An 18,661-nucleotide genomic window follows, 5' to 3' on the forward strand; every position below is an offset into this window, starting at 1 on the left:
CCACTTGTTGATGGATCGGGCTCAAGAGGCGTGTGTGAAACGGCCAAAGCGATGTTGTTGCGAAGATCTGCGAATCGACAGTCCTCGCGCGCGATTCTGGTCTCGTCAGAGCATACAGGTGATTGCCGGCCTCCTTCTCGTCGCACCGGCGATGACCTTGCCGATCCAAGCCGCCATCGATCCGGCGACAGGACCTCGGTACATGGGTCACGCTTCAGCAGATCGCGATCAATGGCAGAGGATCGATTTCCGATCGGAGCGGCTGTCTGTCCGAACAGCGCAGCACATCAATGTTGCCATCCAGACCCGAGGACCGGCCATGCAGGGCCTCATCCGTATTCCGGGCTGTCCGGTTCACCGCCGGCTCCGCACACCCTCAAAGCTCATCAGCCAAATCGAGTGCCTCGACAAACGCGTCGATCACGCGAACGGGGTTGTTCTCGTCAATGAAATCATAGAGGCATTCGGGCAACAGCGTCCGCTGCCCCACGATCCGCCTCTTCAACGAAGCGCCTCATAGCAGCCAGCGTTTTCAAACAGACAGGGTCACAAGCCGCCGATCATGCTCGATTCGGGTAAGTTCCGCTTTGCCTTTGGAAGGACGTCTATGACACACGTTAGACCGCGCGCATCGCCGTTTGCGCTTGAGGTGACTGCGGCCATGGGCAGTGTTGGTCCCCTACAAGTCGGTCCCCTAATCGCTTCAAAGTAGGTAGTGCCGTAGAGCTCAGACCGCGCCGGCGACGGCCGGGTTCTTTGTTTTGCGCAACTATGGAGGGGCAGTTGCGCAAGACGCGACATCGCAGAGTTTCAACAGACAATCCGCGATTTCGGGCATAGTAGATGATCAAGAAACCCGCCGGAGCGCGTGATTTCTTCTCGGCTCCTCAATTTCCGGCCGCTACGGCTGACCTTGGCCCGCTGGTAAACTGTTCAGCGCGCCGGCTCAGTGAACGGCGAGAGGTCCGGATGGGTGAAGAAAAGCACAGGCGCGTGATCAAGATCATCACGCAAGAAGCGCGATACTCCGATGATCGCGGCGGTCAGCCGCTTCCTTGAGTTGTTGGTGACCGCGGACCGGATTTCCCGAGAGTAAACTTGACCATCGGGGTGTTCCTGAGCGGAGATATTTTCCCGATTGGGAAATTCCATTGCCAGGAAACCGTTTCTGACCATTGATTTTCCCGCTCGGGAAATTAACTTGCTTTTGGGGTACTTTTCAGATTAACATTCCCGTTCGGGAAAATCGACATGGCCATCACGACCACCTCAGAGCTCGGCGCGACGATTCGGAACCGGCGGACCTCCTTAGGTCTTCGGCAGCAGGATCTTGCCTTGGCGGCAAACGTCGGCGTCCGCTTTATCGTCGACGTCGAGAATGGCAAGGAGACAAGCCAGCTCGGTTTGGTCCTCCGCCTGCTGCAGGCGCTCGGCATCCGGCTGACGGCGGAAATGAGCCCAGTGCCAGCGGCTCGGCCGGCCAGCGAGGAATCCCAAACTTTCGACCCCGACAACTTCACGCCGTCGCCATGACCAGCAAGTCAAAAGCCGGCGGCACTGGCGAGACCCTGGAAGTCCGGTACGGCAACAAGCTCGTCGGGCTGCTGCGCCGGCGTTCACAAGAGATCCAGGACATCGAGTTCGTCTACGATGAAGCGTGGGCGAAGGACCCCCACGCGTTCGCCGTCTCGACCCGCATGCCGCTCGCGCAAGGCGTTCACGAGCCGGACGTCGTGTACCGATGGTTTTTGAACCTGCTGCCAGAAGGCCGGATGCTGCGGACGGTGGGCACCATTCTCAAGATTCCGGAGGCGAACGTGTTCGCGCTCCTCGAGGAGTTGGGAGAGGACCTTCCGGGCGCGCTCGAAGTCCATCGCCCCGCGGACCAGCGGCCGAAGCGCACGCCGCGCTATAAGCGACTGACGGAAGCCGAACTCGCCGCGGCCATCCTTCGTCTTCCGGAGAAGCCACTTCTCGTTGGCGAGGAGGGCATCCACATGTCTGTGGCCGGCGCGCAGGACAAGCTTCCTGTGGTTCAGTATCCGGACGGCGATATCGGCCTCGCGCTCGACGGCGCGCCGACGACGCATATCCTCAAGCCCGCCAACAAGCACTTCTGCAACGCCGTCGAGAACGAGGCCTTCTGCCTTCGCTTGGCGGCCAAGGTGAAGCTGCCCGTCGCCGAATGCACGATCGGAAATGCGGAGGGTCTCGATTACCTGCTGGTGAAGCGCTACGACCGCGAGCCCCACGGGCGTAGCCTCCGCAGAATTCATCAGGAGGATTTCTGCCAGGCCACGGGGCACATCCCGTCGACCAAATACGAATCCAATCCGGCGACCAAGCTGCGTGGGCCGACCCTGAAAGACTGCTTCGACGTCCTGCGGAACACCCAGGCAGGTGCCTTCAACGCCGCCCGCTTCGTCGATTTCTTTGTCTTCAACGTTCTCTGCGGAAACGTCGATGCGCACTCGAAGAACTATTCGCTGCTGCTGCAGTCGGGCGGCGCCGTCTTCATGGCACCGCTCTACGACGTCATGACCGGCGACATCTATCCGGACGTCACGCGAAACCTGGCGATGAAGATCGCTGGCAAGAACCGCGGTCACTACATCTACGCCCGACATTGGGATCGGATGGCGGAGGAAAACCAGCTTTCCGGCGCGCAGGTAAGGCGCCGCGTCGCCGAATTGTCTCAGGCTGTCCTCGATGCGCTGCCGTCCGTCGTCGAAGAGTTGAACGCGTTGAAGACGTCGCCGGTCTACCAGAAAATCTCGGACTACATCGCCGGCTATTGCCGCGACATGCTGCGGAATCTGAAAAGCGACGCCAGGGACGAGCCCGAAGAGGACCCGGACCACGAGGCCGCCACGCGTCCACCGGGGTTCGCCTGAACATTTGAACTGCATCGCGACGGTGCAGTTAGTCTGAAATACGTAAAGCCCCGCCAGCGATGGCGGGGCTTTACGTATTTCAAATTGTCCGTCCAAGGACGAGCGTCGATCGATCGGACTTTTGTCCGCTTTACCTCAAAGAGCCGGCATCCAGGATGGCGATAGGATCGTCAGCTACGGGCCCAGGCCGTGTGAAAATCCGGCAACTTGGGGAGCTCCGGCGCATTGCGGCCGCCGAGCTTCTATTCGGTGGAATCGACCTCCTGTCATCTCGGTGGCAACCAGGAGCTTCGTGCAGGCGCTGATTTGGTCGTGCAGAGGCCGGCCTCACGCCTGCATCGGCTCCAGCAATCCGCCTACGCGCACGAGCATCATCACGCGCTTCATGTTGTAGGCGAGCACGTTGAGCGCCATCTCGGGGGCCACCTTTGGCAGCTTTTTCGTGAGAAAGTGCGTTGCTCCCATCCAACACTTCATCGTGCCGAACGGATGCTCCGCTGAGCAAGGGATCATCTCCTAATTGTAGTAGCGCGGTCCGCGGATGTTGGAGTGCAGGATCGGCAGGTCGTCCGCGGAACGCTGGGGAGCAGGACGCCGATCGAGGTTGTTGGCGAGGATCGATCTGACCGAGCCATAGGTGCGCGCGCCGATGTCGATCGCCCGCGCGGCTGCCGTGTCCAGGCGCTCGCGTCCGTAGGACGCGGCGAGCCTGAGGATGCCGAGACAGGCGCGGAACCCCTGCTCGGGGTGCGAGCGCTCGTCGAGAATGAGGTCGCACAATGCGCTGGTCGCCGGGCCGATCGCGGCAGCGTCCTGACGGATGCGCACGATGGTCCAGCCGGCATAGCGGCGATGGCTGGAAGCCATATGCTCCGGCACGGTGGTGTGCTTGTGATTGCCACTCATGCGCTGATGCGCGGCAATCCGCTCGCCCTTGTGGAAGATCTCGACGGTGCGGGCGGTGAACCGCACCTCGACCTCGGCACGCGCGAAGCGATGTGGAACGCTGTAGTAATGCTTCTCCACCTCGACGTGGTAGTCGAGGCTGACGCGGCGGATACGCCACTCGGCGAGCACGTAGGGGCTCGCCGGCAACGGCTTGAGCGCCGGCCGGTCGACCTCCTCGAGTAGCCGGCGGCGCGTCACGCCGAGCCGCCGGATCGGCCGCTCCTCGTTGAGCCTGGTGAGCAACTCGCCGATCGCCGCGTTGACCTCGGCGAGGCTGTAGAAGACACGGTGGCGCAGGCGGCCGAGCAGCCAGCGCTCGACGATGAGGACAGCCTGCTCGACCTTGGCCTTGTCGCGCGGCTTGCGTGGTCGCGCCGGCAAGACGGCCGTGCCGTAATGCGCCGCCATCTCCGCATAGGTGCGATTGATCTGCGGGTCGTAGAGGCTCGCCTTGATGACCGCGACCTTGGTATTGTCAGGCACCAAGAGCGCCGGCACGCCGTCGATCGCCGCCAAGGTGCCGACGTGGGCGCTGATCCAGTCAGCAAGCCCCTGCGTCCACGTCGCCTGCGCATAGGTGAAGTTCGAGGCGCCAAGCACGGCGACGAAGACCTGCGCCGTCCTCCGCTCGCCAGTGAGGCGATCGACCACCACCGGCACGCCGTCGCCCGCGTAGTCGACGAACAGTTTGTCGCCGGCCGCGTGCGACTGGCGCATCGTCACCGACAGGCGCCCCTCCCAGGCGCGGTAGAGCTCGCAGAAGCGCGAGTACCGGTATCCGCCGGGCTCGGCGGCAATGTACTCCTCCCACAGGATCGACAGCGTCACGTGCTTACGCTTGAGCTCGCGGTGCACCGCCGCCCAGTCGGGCTCGGCGATGCGGCGGTGACCCTGCCGGTTGCCGTTGCCGGTCTTGGCGAACAGGCGGGCCTCCAGGGCCGCGTCCGTGAGTTCGTCGGGCAACGGCCAACTCAGGCCTGCTGCCTCGAACCGCCGGATGGTCAACCGCACTGTCGAGGGCGCCGCGCCCATCCGCCGCGCAATCTCGCGGCTCGGCAGCCCAGCCGTCTTCATCCTGATCACATCGCGCACACGGCGCATCGCAAGCCTCTCCGTCGGCATCCAGGGTCCCCCTTCGCAAAGCCGAAAGGACGGACCCTATGGGAGCCAGAAGAGGCCGCGTCACCCGGGCGACATCATCCCGGAATGCCGGGCGAGATCGTCTCGGAACGGGTGGGCGACTTCAAATCGGAATGGTGGGCGAGATCATCTCGGAACGATGGGCGACATCGAGCGGAATCCGCAGTTACGACAATCGGATATCGTCCGGCCACTCGTCAACCACCATGGCCGAAAGCTTCACCCTGTGGCCACAGCGATAGTCCTGACCGAAGGCGAACAAGTCGCGCACGCCGGTCGATCGCAACTCGCCGAGCTTCTTCTTCCTGACACAAGGGGCAAGATCCTTCCTCAGCTGACCGAGCTGCTTCTCAATGCCGCTTGCGTATTCGTGCCAGTGCACCACCATGGTCGCTCGTCCGACCATGGCAATCAAACGGCGACGCAACCGAAGGGCGAGCGCAAGCACCTCGGTGGGCCAATTGCCAAGCCACCGCTTTGATCACCAGGATGAGAAGGTAGATCGCGGTGCGGCGGCCGATGCGGTTCATCGTTTCTTGCGGGAGGGCAAGGGATGAGGCTGGAAGGTGGGCAGATTATTTTTTCAGAATAAGCCACATTGCGCGCGCCATTCGCCTCACGGATCCGGTGTGCCGAGCGAGCGCCGCCGCTATCTCCGCCACGACACGACGACGCGCCAGCCAGGCAAGCCGCTTCCGCTCAGCCTCAGGCCATTCCTTTGGCTTCGACGATCTCATTTCGAAATGATCGAATGAGCTCGATGCGAGCGATATTGGGAAATCTACGGGTGGAGGTGCCGAACCACCCTGAGAACGCGCCCCAAGCCCGCCAACCTTAGTGCAATACGCGAGCGAGCTCGGCGAGCCGGACCTCTCTCAGGCTCTCAAGGTGCTCCATTGCTTCAAGCAATTTCACCAGATCGGAGATCATATATGCCAGGGCTTGCGCGGTTTTCGGGAAGAGCGACCGCCAGCGCCTCCCGCCGGCGGGTAGGGCGGTGAAACCGGGGCCCGCCGGTTCACGCGCGTTGTCCGTACCTCCCATTTCGATACGTTCGGTCCCGGGCGCATTTGTTTTGCGATCGCGGTGGCTGGTGGCGCATTATTAATCGCTATCACGAGCTTTTACTTCATGGAATAACGCGCTCGGAATCGGGCAAATCGCCAGAATGCTCCGGTCCCTAGCCGCCGCCTGCCTGGCCGCATTCAGTGTCGCCGCGCGAGTGTCCCCGCATTAGACAGTAAGCCGCTTCAGTTAGCGGACTCAGGTGATAGTCGCAGGGCAGCTGGAGCTGCAGAGCGACTGTTTGATACCAAGGATCTGGAGAGACGGCCCCAGCCTCCAGGGGGCTGTTGAGGGGTGGGCCGGGGCCGCTCCGCCAGCTCGGGCTGCGAGCCGGCACGACTTAAACGTTCGCCAGCGCTTGTGTTCCTTTGAAAACGGTCAAACCGAGGATTCTAAGGCAGATTTCGTCTTGTAATAACGATTAGCTACAATGTAAGGTTCGGATTTTCAGTCCTGTTATTTGAGGTAGTAATGAGTACATCTGATCGGACTGCCCATACCGCCACCGTTTTGCACCAAACTATCGCACGTCTCGAAAGTCAGATTGCCGAATTGAGCGTACTGCGAAATCGATTGGCGCAAGCTGAGTTGCGCCGCTCTCGGTCGAGATCGGTTCAGTCAGCTTCCCGAAAAATAGGACGACACGCTAGGTGTAGATAACCTTCCACGGTCAACCCACGTCTCGTTTGCCGGCCGCGTCTGGTAGCTCCAAGCTTCCTGCGTGAGTCGGGGATTCAAGGAACGGGAGCGGTTGCAGAGCATGTCTTTGGAGGAGCTGTGGCAACTCCACAGGCTAGTCAATGACATTCTCGCGCTGAGGCTCTTAGTGAAGAAAGAAGAGCTTGCGACACCTGGAGGCTTAGCCGAGGCGACAACGCTCCTGTGACGAGGTTTGACCCGGAGGAGTGAGGTTGCCTGGTTGCCTAGAACTGTTGGCTCGCTAGATTAACAGTCGATTCTCGCGCGCCATGGAAAACTGCCCCCTCGGCGTCACGAGGAATTGCCCCCTCCTTGGATAGCCTACCTGAGGTCGGCAATCCATGGCTATCTGGACAACAGAGCGCGGCAGCGCGGTTGAGCGTGCAGAAGGGACAGTGTGTTAAACTCCGGTGCGCAACACGTGCCGGATACGACAGCAGAGCCCGAGAAAATTGGGGCGCGCCGCGCAGTTGGTGTTCGGCGCGGACACAAATCCCCTCAGCCCCCTGATATCTAGGCGATAGTCTTTAAATAGAGGCTCGGGTCAAAGTATTTGCTCGCCGGCGTGAAGTCCTTGATGCCTGCGTTGGCCATGAAGAAATCTGTCGATTGTTGTAGCCAGTTGGTGACGGTCCCATCCGAGTACATGCGTTTCCAGTCCTTGGACGTGAACATCTTCTGAGCCTTGAACGACTCATTGATGTCGGCCATCGGCGTCTGGCTGTAGTGACCCTTCTGGAGCTTCTCCATCGCCTCCGCGCTGTTGGCGATGATGAAGTCGTTCGCCTCGGCCCAGCCCTTGATGAGCTTTGCCAGTGTTTCCTTGTTTGGCTCGTAGTAATCGTTAGCCGCCGCCCAGCCGCCGATGATCGCTGCCTTTGGATAATAGGCTGACGCATCCGCGAGCTTGACTGCGCCGGGCACCTTGTCGCGAACTGTCACGTTGAAGGGCACCCAGAGCGCGACGGCAGGCACTGCGCCGGAAATGAAGGCGGTCACGGCGGCCGGCATGGTCTGGTTGACCAGTTCGACCTCCTTGGGATCGACCTTGTTGGCACGAAGCGCGGTATCCAGGAATACGTGCGCCGTTGTGCCGGTCGCGGTCGCGATGCGCTTGCCCTTCAGATCCTCGAACGATTTGATGCCCTGATCACCGCGAACCCAGAGTTGCGCCGTCGCTACCTCGATGTCGTTGATGAGGAAGACCTTGCCTTGGCCACGGGCCGGGAAGTTCGAGAGCACGGCGCCGGTTGCCAGCACGTCGAGGCTGCCGCCGATCAGCGCCTGGAAGATTTCCAGGCCGGTGTTGAACTGTCGCAGCTCGAGATCGAGGCCCTGCTTTTCGAAGGAGCCGCGGTCCATGCCGGTCCAGATCTGGCCGTCAACGGCGACAGTGTGAAGATAGCCGACGCGGACCTTTGTTTTCGCCTGCGCGATCGCAGGCGCCGTGGCCGTGAAGGTCCCCAGTGCAAGGCCTGCCGTCGTGGTCAAAAATTGTCGCCGATCCATAGGTCGCTCCTCCGCTTTATGATTATTCCGAGAATGAGACCGGACGCATCTGCGCCTGCTGGGCGCGATATTCGTCCATCACGAGTTGCCTGATTTGGCTTCGCAGTTCGGCGAATTCCGGACGCTCCTGTATCGACTCGTCGCGCGGATAGGCGAACGGCACGTCGATGATCTCCCGGATCCGCGCCGGCCGCGCGGTCACCACCACGATGCGGGATGCGAGGTAGATCGCCTCTTCCACGGAATGGGTAATCAGCATGACCGTCTTGCCTTCGGTCTCCAGTACCTTGAGCAGCAGGTTCTGCATGTTGGAGCGGGTCTGGGCGTCGAGCGCCCCGAACGGCTCGTCCATCAGGAGGAATTGCGGCTTCACCGCATAGGCCCGCGCGATCGCAAGCCGTTGCCGCATGCCGCCGGACAGATGTTTCGGATAGGAATTGGCGAAGTCGGACAGGCCCATCAGAGCAAGATAGTGATCGCAGATCGCGTCGCGCTCGGCGGTTGCGACATGGTTGGCGTTGAGCGTCAGGCCGAAGGCGATGTTTTGCTTCACGGTCAACCAGGGGAATACGCCGTACTCCTGGAAGATGACGCCGCGTTCGGGGCCGGGGCCGGCGACGGGACGGCCATCGAACAGGACCTTGCCCGTCGTCGGCTTCTGGAAGCCGGCGAGCATGCTCATCATCGTGGTCTTGCCGCAGCCGGACGGCCCGATCACCGCGATGAAGTCGCCGTCGTTGATGTCGTAACTGACGTCCTCGACGACGTTGAGACGGCCCTTCGGCGTCTCGAAGGAGAGCGAAACCTTGTCGAACTGCGCGCGTTTGGTCATGCGATCGCCCGGTCCTGCCAGACCAGCAGCCGCGCCGTGATCTTGCGCAGGATCATGTCCATGATCAGCGCGATCAGGCCGATGCAGATGATGCCGACATAGATGACGTCGAGCAGGAAATATGTCGAGGCATTCTGGATCATGGCGCCGAGCCCGCGCTGGGCCGCGATCAGCTCGGATGCGACCAGCGTCGCCCAGGCCACCCCGAGCGCGACGCGCAGCGCAGTGAGGATGTGCGGGACGGTGAGGGGAATGATCACCTTGCGAAAAATCTCGCTCTGGTTGGCACCGAGCGTCTGCGCCACGCGGATGTAGAGCGGCGTGATCTGCGAGACGCCCTCATACATCACGATCACGCCGGAGAAGAACGAGGCGTAGAACAGGATGACGAGTTTTGCGACCTCGTCGACGCCGAAATAGACGATCACCAGTGGGATCAGCGCGATCGGCGGCAGCGCGCGGAAGAAGTTGATCATGGGGTCGGCGAAGGTGCGGGCCGGCCGGTACCATCCCAGCAGGAAGCCGACCGGCACCGCGGCGAGGATTCCGAGCGCGACGCCGAGAAAGACGCGCCTGGTCGAGGCGAAGACGTCGATCAGCAGACCTTCCTTGGTCAGGAGCTCGAAGAACTTCGCGGCCACCTGGTGCGGCGCAGGGATCAGCGAGACGTTGACGAAGCCGCTCCAGCGAACGGCATACCAGAGCAGGATCGCACCGATCCACGGGATCAATCCGAGACCAAAGCGTCTCACGCCAGCTCCGTCCATTCGACGCGTCCACCCGGATTGCAGTTGATGTTTTCCAAGGTCATATTATAAATAGGATGACCATACAAGTGGCGCCTTTGGTCGTAGGCGTCGCAGGCTTTCCCGCATGACAACTTCCCCTTTCACCATCCAAAGCGTCCAGGCCTTCGGCTATCGCTATCCGCTGACGGCGCCAGTCATCACGTCCTTCGGGCGGATGAAGGATCGGCCCGCCGTTTTCGTCCGCGTTGAAGACGCCGATGGACATGTTGGTTGGGGCGAAGTGTGGTGCAATTTTCCTGCACCAGGTGCCGAACATCGTGCTCGGCTCGTCAACGAGGTGCTTGCGCCGGCCCTTGTCGGATTCACTGTGCCCGAGCCGTCCGCCGCGTTCGAGCGTCTGACGCAGGGAACCTCGGTCCTCGCGCTACAATCAGGCGAAGCCGGCCCGTTTGCGCAGTCGATCGCCGGCATCGATCTCGCCATCTGGGATCTCCACGCGCGCCGCCAGAACCTCGCGCTGTGGAGGCTGCTCGGCGGGGCGAGGCGCAAGATCAAGGTCTACGCCAGCGGCATCAATCCGGTCGGTTCCGAGCGGATGGCCGAAGCGGCCCTGGGCCGCGGCTACCGCGCGTTGAAGCTGAAGATCGGTTTCGATCCGGCAGGTGACTGCGCCAACCTCGAAGCGCTGCGCCACCTTGTGGGCAAAGGCCTGCTTGCTGCCGACGTCAACCAGGGCTGGACCATTGCCCAAGCGCTGGAGCTTGCACCGCAACTCGAGCGCTTCGGCCTCGTATGGCTCGAGGAGCCGATTCGTGCGGACCGCCCCCGGCAGGAATGGAAGCAGTTGCACGAGACCGTCCACTTTCCGCTCGCAGCCGGCGAGAACATCGCGAGCCTCGCCGGGTTTGCCGAGGTGCTGCGTGAGCCGGTTCTCGATGTCGTCCAGCCCGACATCGCCAAATGGGGCGGGCTGTCGGCTTGCGCAAACATTGCCCGCGACATCCTGACTTCGGGAAAGATGTTTTGCCCGCACTATCTCGGCGCCGGCATCGGTCTTCTGGCGTCGGCGCATCTTCTCGCCGGTGTCGGCGGCGACGGGCTGCTCGAAGTCGATTGCAACGAAAACCCGCTGCGCGATCGCTTCTGCGGTCCCGTGCTTGAAGTCCGCGACGGTATGATCGAGCTCGGCGACGAAGCGGGCCTCGGCATCACGCCCGATCTTGCCTCCATCGCACAATACCGGATGGTCTGATGTCAGCTCGTGGTTACGACTACATCATCGTCGGGGCGGGCTCCGCCGGCTGCGTGGTTGCGAACCGGTTGTCGGCGGATCCGTCCTGTCGCGTGCTGTTGCTGGAGGCCGGCGGATCGGATCGGAATTTTTGGCTGAAGCTTCCGGTCGGTTACTACCGGACCATCTACAACGAGCGATACTCGCGCCTGTTCAGGACCGAGCCGTCGGAAGGGAGCGGCGGTCGTGCCATCGTCTGGCCGCGTGGCCGCGTGCTCGGCGGCTCTTCTTCGATCAACGGGCTGATCTTCATCCGGGGCCAACACGAGGACTTTGACGATTGGGAGCGCCTTGGCGCCGATGGCTGGAACTATCGCGAACTCCTGCCGTACTTTCGGCGCTACGAACGCTACCGCGGCGGCGAGAGCCAGTTTCACGGCGGGCTCGGGGAATTCGAGGTCTCCGATCTGCGCAACGACAATCCGGCATCGAAGGCCTGGGTCGACGCGGGCGTGCAGTTCGGCCTGCCGCGCAATCCCGACTTCAACGGCGCCACGACGCTGGGGGTCGGCACCTACCAGCTCGGCATCGGGCGGCACTGGCGGACCAGTTCCGCCTCTGCTTTTCTGCGTCCCATAGCCGGCCGTCCCAACCTCACCATCATCACCCATGCTCAGGTCAGCAGGGTCGTTTTCAACGGTCGCATCGCGACCGGCGTCGAGTGGATCAGCAAGGGTCATGTCCACAGTGCGGCGGCTGACCGTGAGATCATCTTGTCCGGCGGCGCGCTGCAGTCGCCGCAGATCCTTCAGCTTTCCGGCGTCGGTCCGGCCGACCTGCTGCGCAAGCTCGGCATTCCCATCGTTGCCGATTCTCCGGAAGTCGGCGCCAATCTTCAGGACCACTATCAGGCCCGGCTGATCGTCCGCCTGAAGGAGCGAATTTCCCTCAACGATCAGGTTCGCAATCCCGTCGACCTTGCGAAGATGGGCTTGCAGTGGATGCTTGCGGGCAGCGGCCCGTTGACGGTCGGTGCAGGGCAGGTGGGCGGCGCAGCCTGCACGGAATACGCCGTCGGCGGTCGGCCGGACGTGCAGTTCAATGTGATGCCGCTCTCGGTCGACAAGCCTGGCGAGCCCTTGCACAGCTATTCCGGTTTTACAGCTTCGGTCTGGCAGTGCCACGGAAAGTCGCACGGACAGCTTGCCATCAGCTCAACCGATCCGTTCGAGCAGCCGCGGATCGTACCGAACTATTTCGCCGAGGAGGTCGACCGCAAGACCATCGTCGCGGGTCTGAAGATTCTGCGCGAGATCTATCAGCAGAAGGCGTTTCGCGCGCTCTGGGATATCGAGATGATGCCGGGCGAGGCAACAAGGGATGATGTCGGGTTGTGGGATTTTGCGCGCAACACGGGTGGCACGGTGTTTCACTGTGTCGGGACCTGTCGCATGGGCAGGGACGCGCAGGCCGTCCTCGATCCGCAGCTGCGTGTGCGCGGCGTCGAGCGGCTGCGCGTGATCGACGCCTCGGTGATGCCGCAGATCACCTCGGCCAACACGAATGCGACCAGCCTGATGATCGGCGAACGCGGTGCCGCGCTGGTCATGGCTTGATCACGTGACCTGAATTCTGGAGGGCGAGATGGAATTGAGTTCCGATAGTCACGTCCCCAAATACGCGCAGATTGCCGACATCTTCCGGCAGCGGATCGCGCGCGGCGTCTGGACCCAGGGTTTTCGCCTGCCGGCCAACGAGGAACTGGCCGCCGAGTTCGGTGTGTCGCGCGTCACGATCAGGCAGGCGGTGGAGCTGCTCGCCCGCGACGGTGTGATCGAGGCGCAGCAGGGCCGTGGCACCTTCGTCACGGGGACCGTGCGGCAGGACCGGTGGCTCAAGGTCGAGACAACGCTATCCGATCTCGCCGACATGTACCGCGACACCTCGCCCGAGATCATCAATATCTCGGAAAGCCGCAGCGATGCACCGCTGCTTCCCGGGGACGGCAAGCCGGCCGAAAAGTACGTCTTCATGCGTCGGCTGCATTCGCGGGAGAAGCAGCCCTACTGCGTCATTTCCATCTATCTCGACGAGGAGATCTTTCGTAGGTCTCCGAAGCGATTTCGCAACGAGACCGTGATTCCGATCCTCAACGATCTCAGGAATCCCGCTATCGCGAGTGCGCGCCAGACCTTGACGATCGGTACCGCGGATATCGAGGCGGCGCGGCTGCTGCGCGTGCCCCTGAACTCGCCAGTGGCCGAAGTCCGCCGCATCTTCACGACGCAGGACCGCACCGTGATCTATCTCGGCGAGGTCACCTATCGCGGCGACTTCGTGCGGATCGATATGGATCTGCGGCCCTAGCGCCTTCAACGCGAAAACAGTTCCTGGTTCCGACGCTCGAGTTCTTCCCCGTAAGTACGCAGCACATGAGCTTCGCTCAAGGTGCCGATCGCGGCGCGATGGTCGGCGCGGTCGACAACCGCGAGCACGTCGGCTTCGCTGCGTTCAAAGGCCTTGAGGATCTCGCGAACCGGCGTGCTCGGGAGCAGGCATTCATCCTTTTGCTGCGCCAGTGACCCGATCAGCTCGTTGTCCTGATTAGCGACGGAATGTAGCGTCGCAGCGGAGACGATGCCCGCATAGATGCCGTTAGGATCGCGCAGCACGATCTGGCGGACCTGCACCGGCGAGAACAGCTTTTGCGCCTCGCCAATCGGCATCGTCGTCAGGGCATTCTCGAAATCGGTGCGCATCAGGGATGCCGCACTCATCTGCCGGACCCAGCCGATGTCCTGCGGTCCGCGGATCACCTCGCCGCGCAGATGAAAACGCCATGTCGCAAAGCTGTAGCCGAACAGCTCGCGGACGATCAGCGCGCAGACCGACGATGCGACCACCGCTCCAACGGTGACGGAGAAATCGCCGGTGATCTCGAGCGCGAGACAGACCATGCTGAACGGCGCTCCGAGCACGCCGGTTCCGAGCGCGGCGAGTGCTGCAATGGCTGCCGTGCCGGGCTGTAGCGCCAGGGTGGGAAGAAGACCCATCAGCACGATGCTGTAGAGCTGGCCGATCAGCGCGCCGAGCAGTAGCGAGGCGAAGAACAGGCCGCCGCGAAAACCGGCTCCGAGCGAGATGGCGGAGGCCAGGATTTTGAACACAATGGTGGTTGTGAGCAGGAGCCAGGTCGGATTGCTAACCAGCAGAATCTGCATTGCGCCATGTCCGGCGCCGAGCACGGTCGGCGTCAGCAAGGCAAGGCTGCCGAGGAGGAAGCCGCCGAGAATCGGTCTCACGACTCCCTTGAAAACCGTGACGCGCTGAAAGCAGCGCTCGGAGAATGCGACCGCAAGCATGACCAGGATGCTGGCGAAAGCGCAGATAATGCCGATCAGCACCGTCTGCCCGATCATTTCGACGGACACCGGCGATGGGAAGCCAGGCACCATCAGGAAGGATTGGTGCGTCAATTGCCGCGCGACGAGCCACGCGGTGACGGCGCTCGCGATGACCGGTACGAGACCGGCCGACGTATAGGCACCGAGCACGACTTCGAAGGCGTAGAATGCGCCGGCAAGTGGTGCTGAAAACGCGGCGCTGATCGCACCCGCGGCGCCGCAAGCCACCAGCAGCCGCATGTCGTTGCGCCGGGCGGCCAGGCGCTGGCCGACATGAGAGCCGAACATTGAGCAGATCTGGGTGTAGCCGGCCTCTAGCCCGACCGACCCGCCGAACCCGTTGGACAGCAATGTCTGGATCGAGATCAGCAAGCTGCCGCGAAAGGACACCCGGCCGCCATAGAGCGCATTGGCCTCGATCGCGTCGGCGAGCTGCTGTCCCCTGACGCGCCGGGCGAAGTACAGCCCGATCAGCGCAAGCACCAGGCCACCGAGCATCGGGATCAGCAGCGTGCGCTGCCACGAGATCACGCCGGTGGCACTGAGGTGTGCGTCGAAAGGAATGTCGAACAGCAGTGCGTGAGAGAACTGGCTGAGGCTCGAGATCGCAGCCACGAGCACGCCGTTGAGCAGTCCGACGACGATGGCGACCAGCACGAGGCCAGTCTCGCGATTGCGCACGAAATTGCGCAGGAACAGGGGCAGCAGTCGGATGCCGGGGGCAGCGGCCGGCCTCGCAGGATGTGGTGCCGGCTCCATCCTATGAAGGATCCCGCAGCGGCTCAGTGCGCACGACACGAAAGCCGATATTGCTGGACGAGGAGTCAGGCGTATTGGAGCTTCGCGCCGCGACGCGGTAGCGATTGCAGTAGGATTCGTGGCAGAGGAAGGATCCGCCACGCATCGATCGGTTGGGAGCTGGCTCGCGGTTCAAGGGGTCTCGCGATGGCGTGAGGCGGTGATAGCTCGGCGAAAAATAGTCCTCGCACCATTCCCAGACATTTCCGCAGACATTGTGCAGGCCATATCCGTTGCGCGGAAAAGCATGAACGGGCGCGGTACCGAAATAGCCATCTTCCACGGTATTGCGATCGGGAAAGTTGCCCTGCCAGATGTTGCAGCGATGCTCGCCATCCGGCTGCAGCTCGTTGCCCCAGGGATAGGTGGCCTGGTCCAACCCGCCGCGCGCGGCCATCTCCCATTCAGCTTCGGTCGGAAGACGCGTGCCGGACCATTCGCAGTAAGCCTGTGCGTCGTTCCAGGAAACGTGGACGACGGGATGATCGAGCCTGTCGAGGATGCTGCTCGTCGGTCCCTCCGGTTGCGCCCAGTAGGCGCGCGTCACCGGGACCCACCATGGTGTTTCCTGAACGCACATTGTGCGCGCGGTGCGCGTCTCTTCGGGCAGGAGCCCGTCGAAGACAAAACTCCAGCCGTAGCGCTCGGCTTCCGTCGTATAGCCCGTGGCACGGACGAAGTTGCCGAATTGCAGGTTGCTCACGGCGTGGCAGGCAATAGCAAAGGGCGACAACGTAACCAGCCGAACCGGGCCTTCGCCGTCTTCGACAAAGCCGATGTCGGCAGATCCCATGTGGAAGGTTCCGTCGATCAGTGCGCTCCAGCTGCGCAGGATCGGGGTTGGACTGGGGGGATCGCTGCTTGCGCATCGTTGCCCGTCGCCGGTCCGTTGCCGGCGACGCGCTGGATGCAGCAGTGTGAACGATCCTTCGTCATGTCCTATTTCTGCTTCTCTTCCTCCCAGAAGGCTGTGCCCCCTTCCGCCTTCATCAGCTCGAGAATCTTCTCGCGCGGGATCACGCCGCAACGGTTCGCCCATTGCTGGTATTGAGCCGTCATCTCGCGGACGCGATCCGGATGCTGCGCAGCCAGATCATTCATCTCGGTGCGGTCCGTCTCCATGTCGTAGAGCTCCCAGGGTCCCGGGTAGTTCCGAACCAACTTCCACTTGCCGACGCGCACGGCTGCATTTCCCTCGTGCTCCCAGAACAGCGGGCCACGGTTGCCATAGGCCGACGCGAATGACGGCACGAGGCTCTCACCCTCGCAAGGCAGGATGGCGTTGCCGTTGTACTCCTTGGGATAGGTGGCGCCGGTGACGTCGAGAATGGTCGCCATCACGTCTGTGAGCTGGCTGGGGTTGTGCCGCAAGCCGCCTTTTTCAGAGATGCCGCGCGGCCAGTGTATGATGAGGGGCGTGGCGATGCCGCCTTCGTGTATCCAGTGTTTGTAGAGACGGAACGGTGTATTGGAGAGATTGGCCCAGGCGGTGCCGTAGCTCTGGTAGGTGTCCTCGCCACCGGGCATCAAGGTCGGATCGTTACCGAAGCGCACCGGCCTGCCGTCGCGCGTTCTGGCCTTGGCGATCATGAGCTGGTCCACCAGCTCCTTCGCGGTGACCCCTTCCGGAATGTCCTCGGCGCATGCGCCGTTGTCGGACAGGAAAATGATCAGCGTATTGTCCATCTGGCCGGTTTCCTCCAGCGCCTTCAGGATGCGGCCGATGCCCTGGTCCATGCGATCGATCTGGGCCGCATAGACCTCCATGCAGCGCAGCGTCCATTCGCGTTGCTCCGCGTCGGTCCACGACGGCTGGGTCGGATCGCGATCGGTCAGGCGCCAGTTCGGATGGATGATGCCGTCATCGACGAGGCGCTTGAGGCGCTCTTCGCGTAGCCTGTCCCAGCCCGCATCGAAGCGGCCCTTGTATTTCGCAATGTCCTCGTCATGGGCATGGAGCGGCCAGTGCGGCGCCGTGTAGGCGACATACTCGAAGAACGGGGCGTCGGGCTTCTCTGCATTGTGCTGGCGGATGAAAGCCGCTGCCTGGTCGCTGATCGCGTCGGTGTAGAAGAACGACGGATCCTTCTCGGCCTCGTGCTCGATATTGTCGTTGCCGCGCGTCAGCGTGTTCGGGTGATAGAAGCTGCCGGCGCCGATGATGGTGCCGTAGAAATGGTCGAAGCCGCGCTGCATCGGCCAGGCGTCGGTCGGCTCCGTCAGGCTGCTGGCGATGTGCCATTTGCCGCTGAGATAGGACGTGTAGTTCCGGCTCTTCAGGGCCTCGGCGATCGTCACGCAGCTCTTGTTCAAATTGCCGGCATAGCCCTCGGGGCCGTTGCTGTAGGTGAGGATACCGATGCCGGTCTGGTGCGGATGCAGGCCGGTCAGGAGCGAGGCGCGCGAGGGACTGCAGCGGGCGGTGTTGTAGAACTGCGAATAACGCAGCCCGTTGGCCGCGAGGCGGTCGAGGTTCGGGGTCTGGATCTCGCCGCCGTAGCAGCCGATGTCCGAAAAGCCCATGTCGTCGTTGAGGATAAGCAGGATATTGGGGCTATCAGTAGTCTTTGCGCCATTCGGCATGTTTGTGTCCTCGTTATTGACGTGTGGCGTTGTCAGTGGCGGCGCGTCAGGCTGATGCTGAGGCGGAAATATTTCGGCAGGTAGACGGCACGCAAAAGCTCCAGCGCCCGCCCGTCCTTGCCGAAGGTGACGCGCTCGATAGAGAGCAGGGGCGAGCCGACCTTCACGCCGAGCAATTTTGCGCTGCCGGCGTCGGCGAGGTCGGCGCTGATGGTCTGCTGTGCGTCCTTGATGGCGAGTCCAAGCTCGTCCTCGAAGACGCGGTACATGATGATCGAGAGGAGGTCGCGCTTCTCGAGCTCGAGACCGATGTCCGGCGGATAGAAGGCGTGCTCGATGGCGATCGGTGTATCGTCTGCGAGCCGCAAGCGCCGAAGCTGCCAAACGGCGCGCTCGCGAAGCTGCTCGCGCACGGCAGTGTCGTGCCGGTTGGTCATGCCCTGCTGCAGGATCTTTGCACCAGCCTGGTAGCCGGCGTCGCGGATGGTTTCCGAAAATCCCATGAGATGGCCGACCCAGTTCTCAGGCTGGTTCGAGCGCAGGAAGGTGCCGCGGCCGCGTGAGCGGTCGAACATGCCTTCGTTCACCAGAGGTGCGATGGCGTTGCGGATGGTGATGCGGCTGACACCAAAATGTCGGCCGAGTTCGGCCTCGGTCATCAGGCGGCCGGTCTCGTCGATGAACTTGCCGTCGCGCACCTGGCTGCGAATGGATTCGCGGATCTGGATATGCAGGGGCGTCGAGCCTTCCGCGACCACATCGCTGCCGAGCGGTGCGGGTTTCTTCTTGCGCGTTTGAACAGCCATGGT

General features: G+C 62.4%; 16 protein-coding genes and 1 pseudogene. 6 read left to right on the top strand and 11 right to left on the bottom strand.

The features are described 5' to 3' along the window. The first annotated feature begins 118 nt into the window (after nt 1–118). On the top strand, nt 119–520 hold the full coding sequence (locus tag ACSKB8_RS23355; protein WP_438110908.1) for a hypothetical protein: 402 nt from the start codon (nt 119–121) through the stop codon (nt 518–520). Nucleotides 521–933: 413 nt separating this feature from the next. Here ACSKB8_RS23355 and ACSKB8_RS23360 read toward each other — a convergent pair whose 3' ends face one another. Next, entirely contained in the window at nt 934–1,176 is a 243-nt protein-coding gene (locus tag ACSKB8_RS23360) for a hypothetical protein (RefSeq protein ID WP_438106647.1), read from the bottom strand. 75 nt (nt 1,177–1,251) lie between these two features. On the opposite strand from ACSKB8_RS23360, the gene ACSKB8_RS23365 reads away from it, so the two are divergent. Then, entirely contained in the window at nt 1,252–1,533 is a 282-nt protein-coding gene (locus ACSKB8_RS23365) for a helix-turn-helix transcriptional regulator (protein ID WP_438106649.1), read from the top strand. Next, nucleotides 1,530–2,894, top strand: a complete 1,365-nt coding sequence (locus tag ACSKB8_RS23370) for a type II toxin-antitoxin system HipA family toxin (protein ID WP_438106651.1) — start codon at nt 1,530–1,532, stop codon at nt 2,892–2,894. Before ACSKB8_RS23365 ends, ACSKB8_RS23370 begins: the two co-directional genes overlap by 4 nt. 327 nt (nt 2,895–3,221) lie before the next feature. Here ACSKB8_RS23370 and ACSKB8_RS23375 read toward each other — a convergent pair. From ACSKB8_RS23375 to ACSKB8_RS23400, 6 genes and pseudogenes are all read right to left on the bottom strand, one after another. Further along, nucleotides 3,222–3,395: pseudogene (locus ACSKB8_RS23375) on the bottom strand (IS5/IS1182 family transposase); the annotation flags it as partial. A 15-nt stretch (nt 3,396–3,410) separates the two neighbouring features. Then, nucleotides 3,411–4,943: an IS21 family transposase gene (gene istA / locus ACSKB8_RS23380; RefSeq protein WP_438110644.1), complete on the bottom strand. Its 1,533-nt coding sequence runs from the start codon at nt 4,941–4,943 to the stop codon at nt 3,411–3,413. Nucleotides 4,944–5,148: 205 nt separating this feature from the next. Then, entirely contained in the window at nt 5,149–5,388 is a 240-nt protein-coding gene (locus tag ACSKB8_RS23385) for a hypothetical protein (protein WP_438106653.1), read from the bottom strand. A 1,871-nt stretch (nt 5,389–7,259) separates the two neighbouring features. Then, entirely contained in the window at nt 7,260–8,255 is a 996-nt protein-coding gene (locus tag ACSKB8_RS23390) for an ABC transporter substrate-binding protein (protein ID WP_091898287.1), read from the bottom strand. Between the two features lie 22 nt (nt 8,256–8,277). Beyond that, the gene (locus ACSKB8_RS23395) at nt 8,278–9,087 is read right to left on the bottom strand and encodes an ABC transporter ATP-binding protein (RefSeq protein ID WP_091898285.1); all 810 of its coding nucleotides are present in this window, start codon (nt 9,085–9,087) and stop codon (nt 8,278–8,280) included. After that, the gene (locus ACSKB8_RS23400) at nt 9,084–9,839 is read right to left on the bottom strand and encodes an ABC transporter permease (RefSeq protein ID WP_438106655.1); all 756 of its coding nucleotides are present in this window, start codon (nt 9,837–9,839) and stop codon (nt 9,084–9,086) included. The genes ACSKB8_RS23395 and ACSKB8_RS23400 overlap by 4 nt, the downstream gene beginning before the upstream one ends. 121 nt (nt 9,840–9,960) lie before the next feature. Here ACSKB8_RS23400 and ACSKB8_RS23405 point away from each other — a divergent pair, with 121 nt between their 5' ends. The 3 genes from ACSKB8_RS23405 to ACSKB8_RS23415 are packed head-to-tail and all read left to right on the top strand — an operon-like array spanning nt 9,961 to nt 13,434. Then, nucleotides 9,961–11,088 (top strand): mandelate racemase/muconate lactonizing enzyme family protein, encoded by a 1,128-nt coding sequence (locus ACSKB8_RS23405; RefSeq protein WP_438106657.1) that lies wholly within the window; start codon nt 9,961–9,963, stop codon nt 11,086–11,088. Continuing rightward, nucleotides 11,088–12,683 (top strand): GMC family oxidoreductase, encoded by a 1,596-nt coding sequence (locus ACSKB8_RS23410; RefSeq protein WP_438106659.1) that lies wholly within the window; start codon nt 11,088–11,090, stop codon nt 12,681–12,683. Before ACSKB8_RS23405 ends, ACSKB8_RS23410 begins: the two co-directional genes overlap by 1 nt. A gap of 28 nt (nt 12,684–12,711) precedes the next feature. Further along, on the top strand, nt 12,712–13,434 hold the full coding sequence (locus tag ACSKB8_RS23415; protein WP_438106661.1) for a GntR family transcriptional regulator: 723 nt from the start codon (nt 12,712–12,714) through the stop codon (nt 13,432–13,434). A gap of 5 nt (nt 13,435–13,439) precedes the next feature. Here ACSKB8_RS23415 and ACSKB8_RS23420 read toward each other — a convergent pair whose 3' ends face one another. The 4 genes from ACSKB8_RS23420 to ACSKB8_RS23435 are packed head-to-tail and all read right to left on the bottom strand — an operon-like array spanning nt 13,440 to nt 18,658. Next, nucleotides 13,440–15,230 carry a chloride channel protein gene (locus ACSKB8_RS23420; RefSeq protein ID WP_091898275.1) on the bottom strand — a complete coding sequence of 597 codons (1,791 nt, stop codon included), beginning with the start codon at nt 15,228–15,230 and terminating at the stop codon, nt 13,440–13,442. Nucleotide 15,231: 1 nt separating this feature from the next. Continuing rightward, on the bottom strand, nt 15,232–16,308 hold the full coding sequence (locus ACSKB8_RS23425; protein ID WP_438106663.1) for a formylglycine-generating enzyme family protein: 1,077 nt from the start codon (nt 16,306–16,308) through the stop codon (nt 15,232–15,234). Next, nucleotides 16,209–17,852 carry an arylsulfatase gene (locus ACSKB8_RS23430; protein WP_438106664.1) on the bottom strand — a complete coding sequence of 548 codons (1,644 nt, stop codon included), beginning with the start codon at nt 17,850–17,852 and terminating at the stop codon, nt 16,209–16,211. The genes ACSKB8_RS23425 and ACSKB8_RS23430 overlap by 100 nt, the downstream gene beginning before the upstream one ends. Before the next feature lie 32 nt (nt 17,853–17,884). Beyond that, on the bottom strand, nt 17,885–18,658 hold the full coding sequence (locus ACSKB8_RS23435; RefSeq protein WP_438106666.1) for a GntR family transcriptional regulator: 774 nt from the start codon (nt 18,656–18,658) through the stop codon (nt 17,885–17,887). Nucleotides 18,659–18,661 lie beyond the last annotated feature (3 nt).

This window comes from Bradyrhizobium sp. BR 1432 (assembly GCF_051547705.1).
Lineage (GTDB): Bacteria > Pseudomonadota > Alphaproteobacteria > Rhizobiales > Xanthobacteraceae > Bradyrhizobium > Bradyrhizobium zhanjiangense.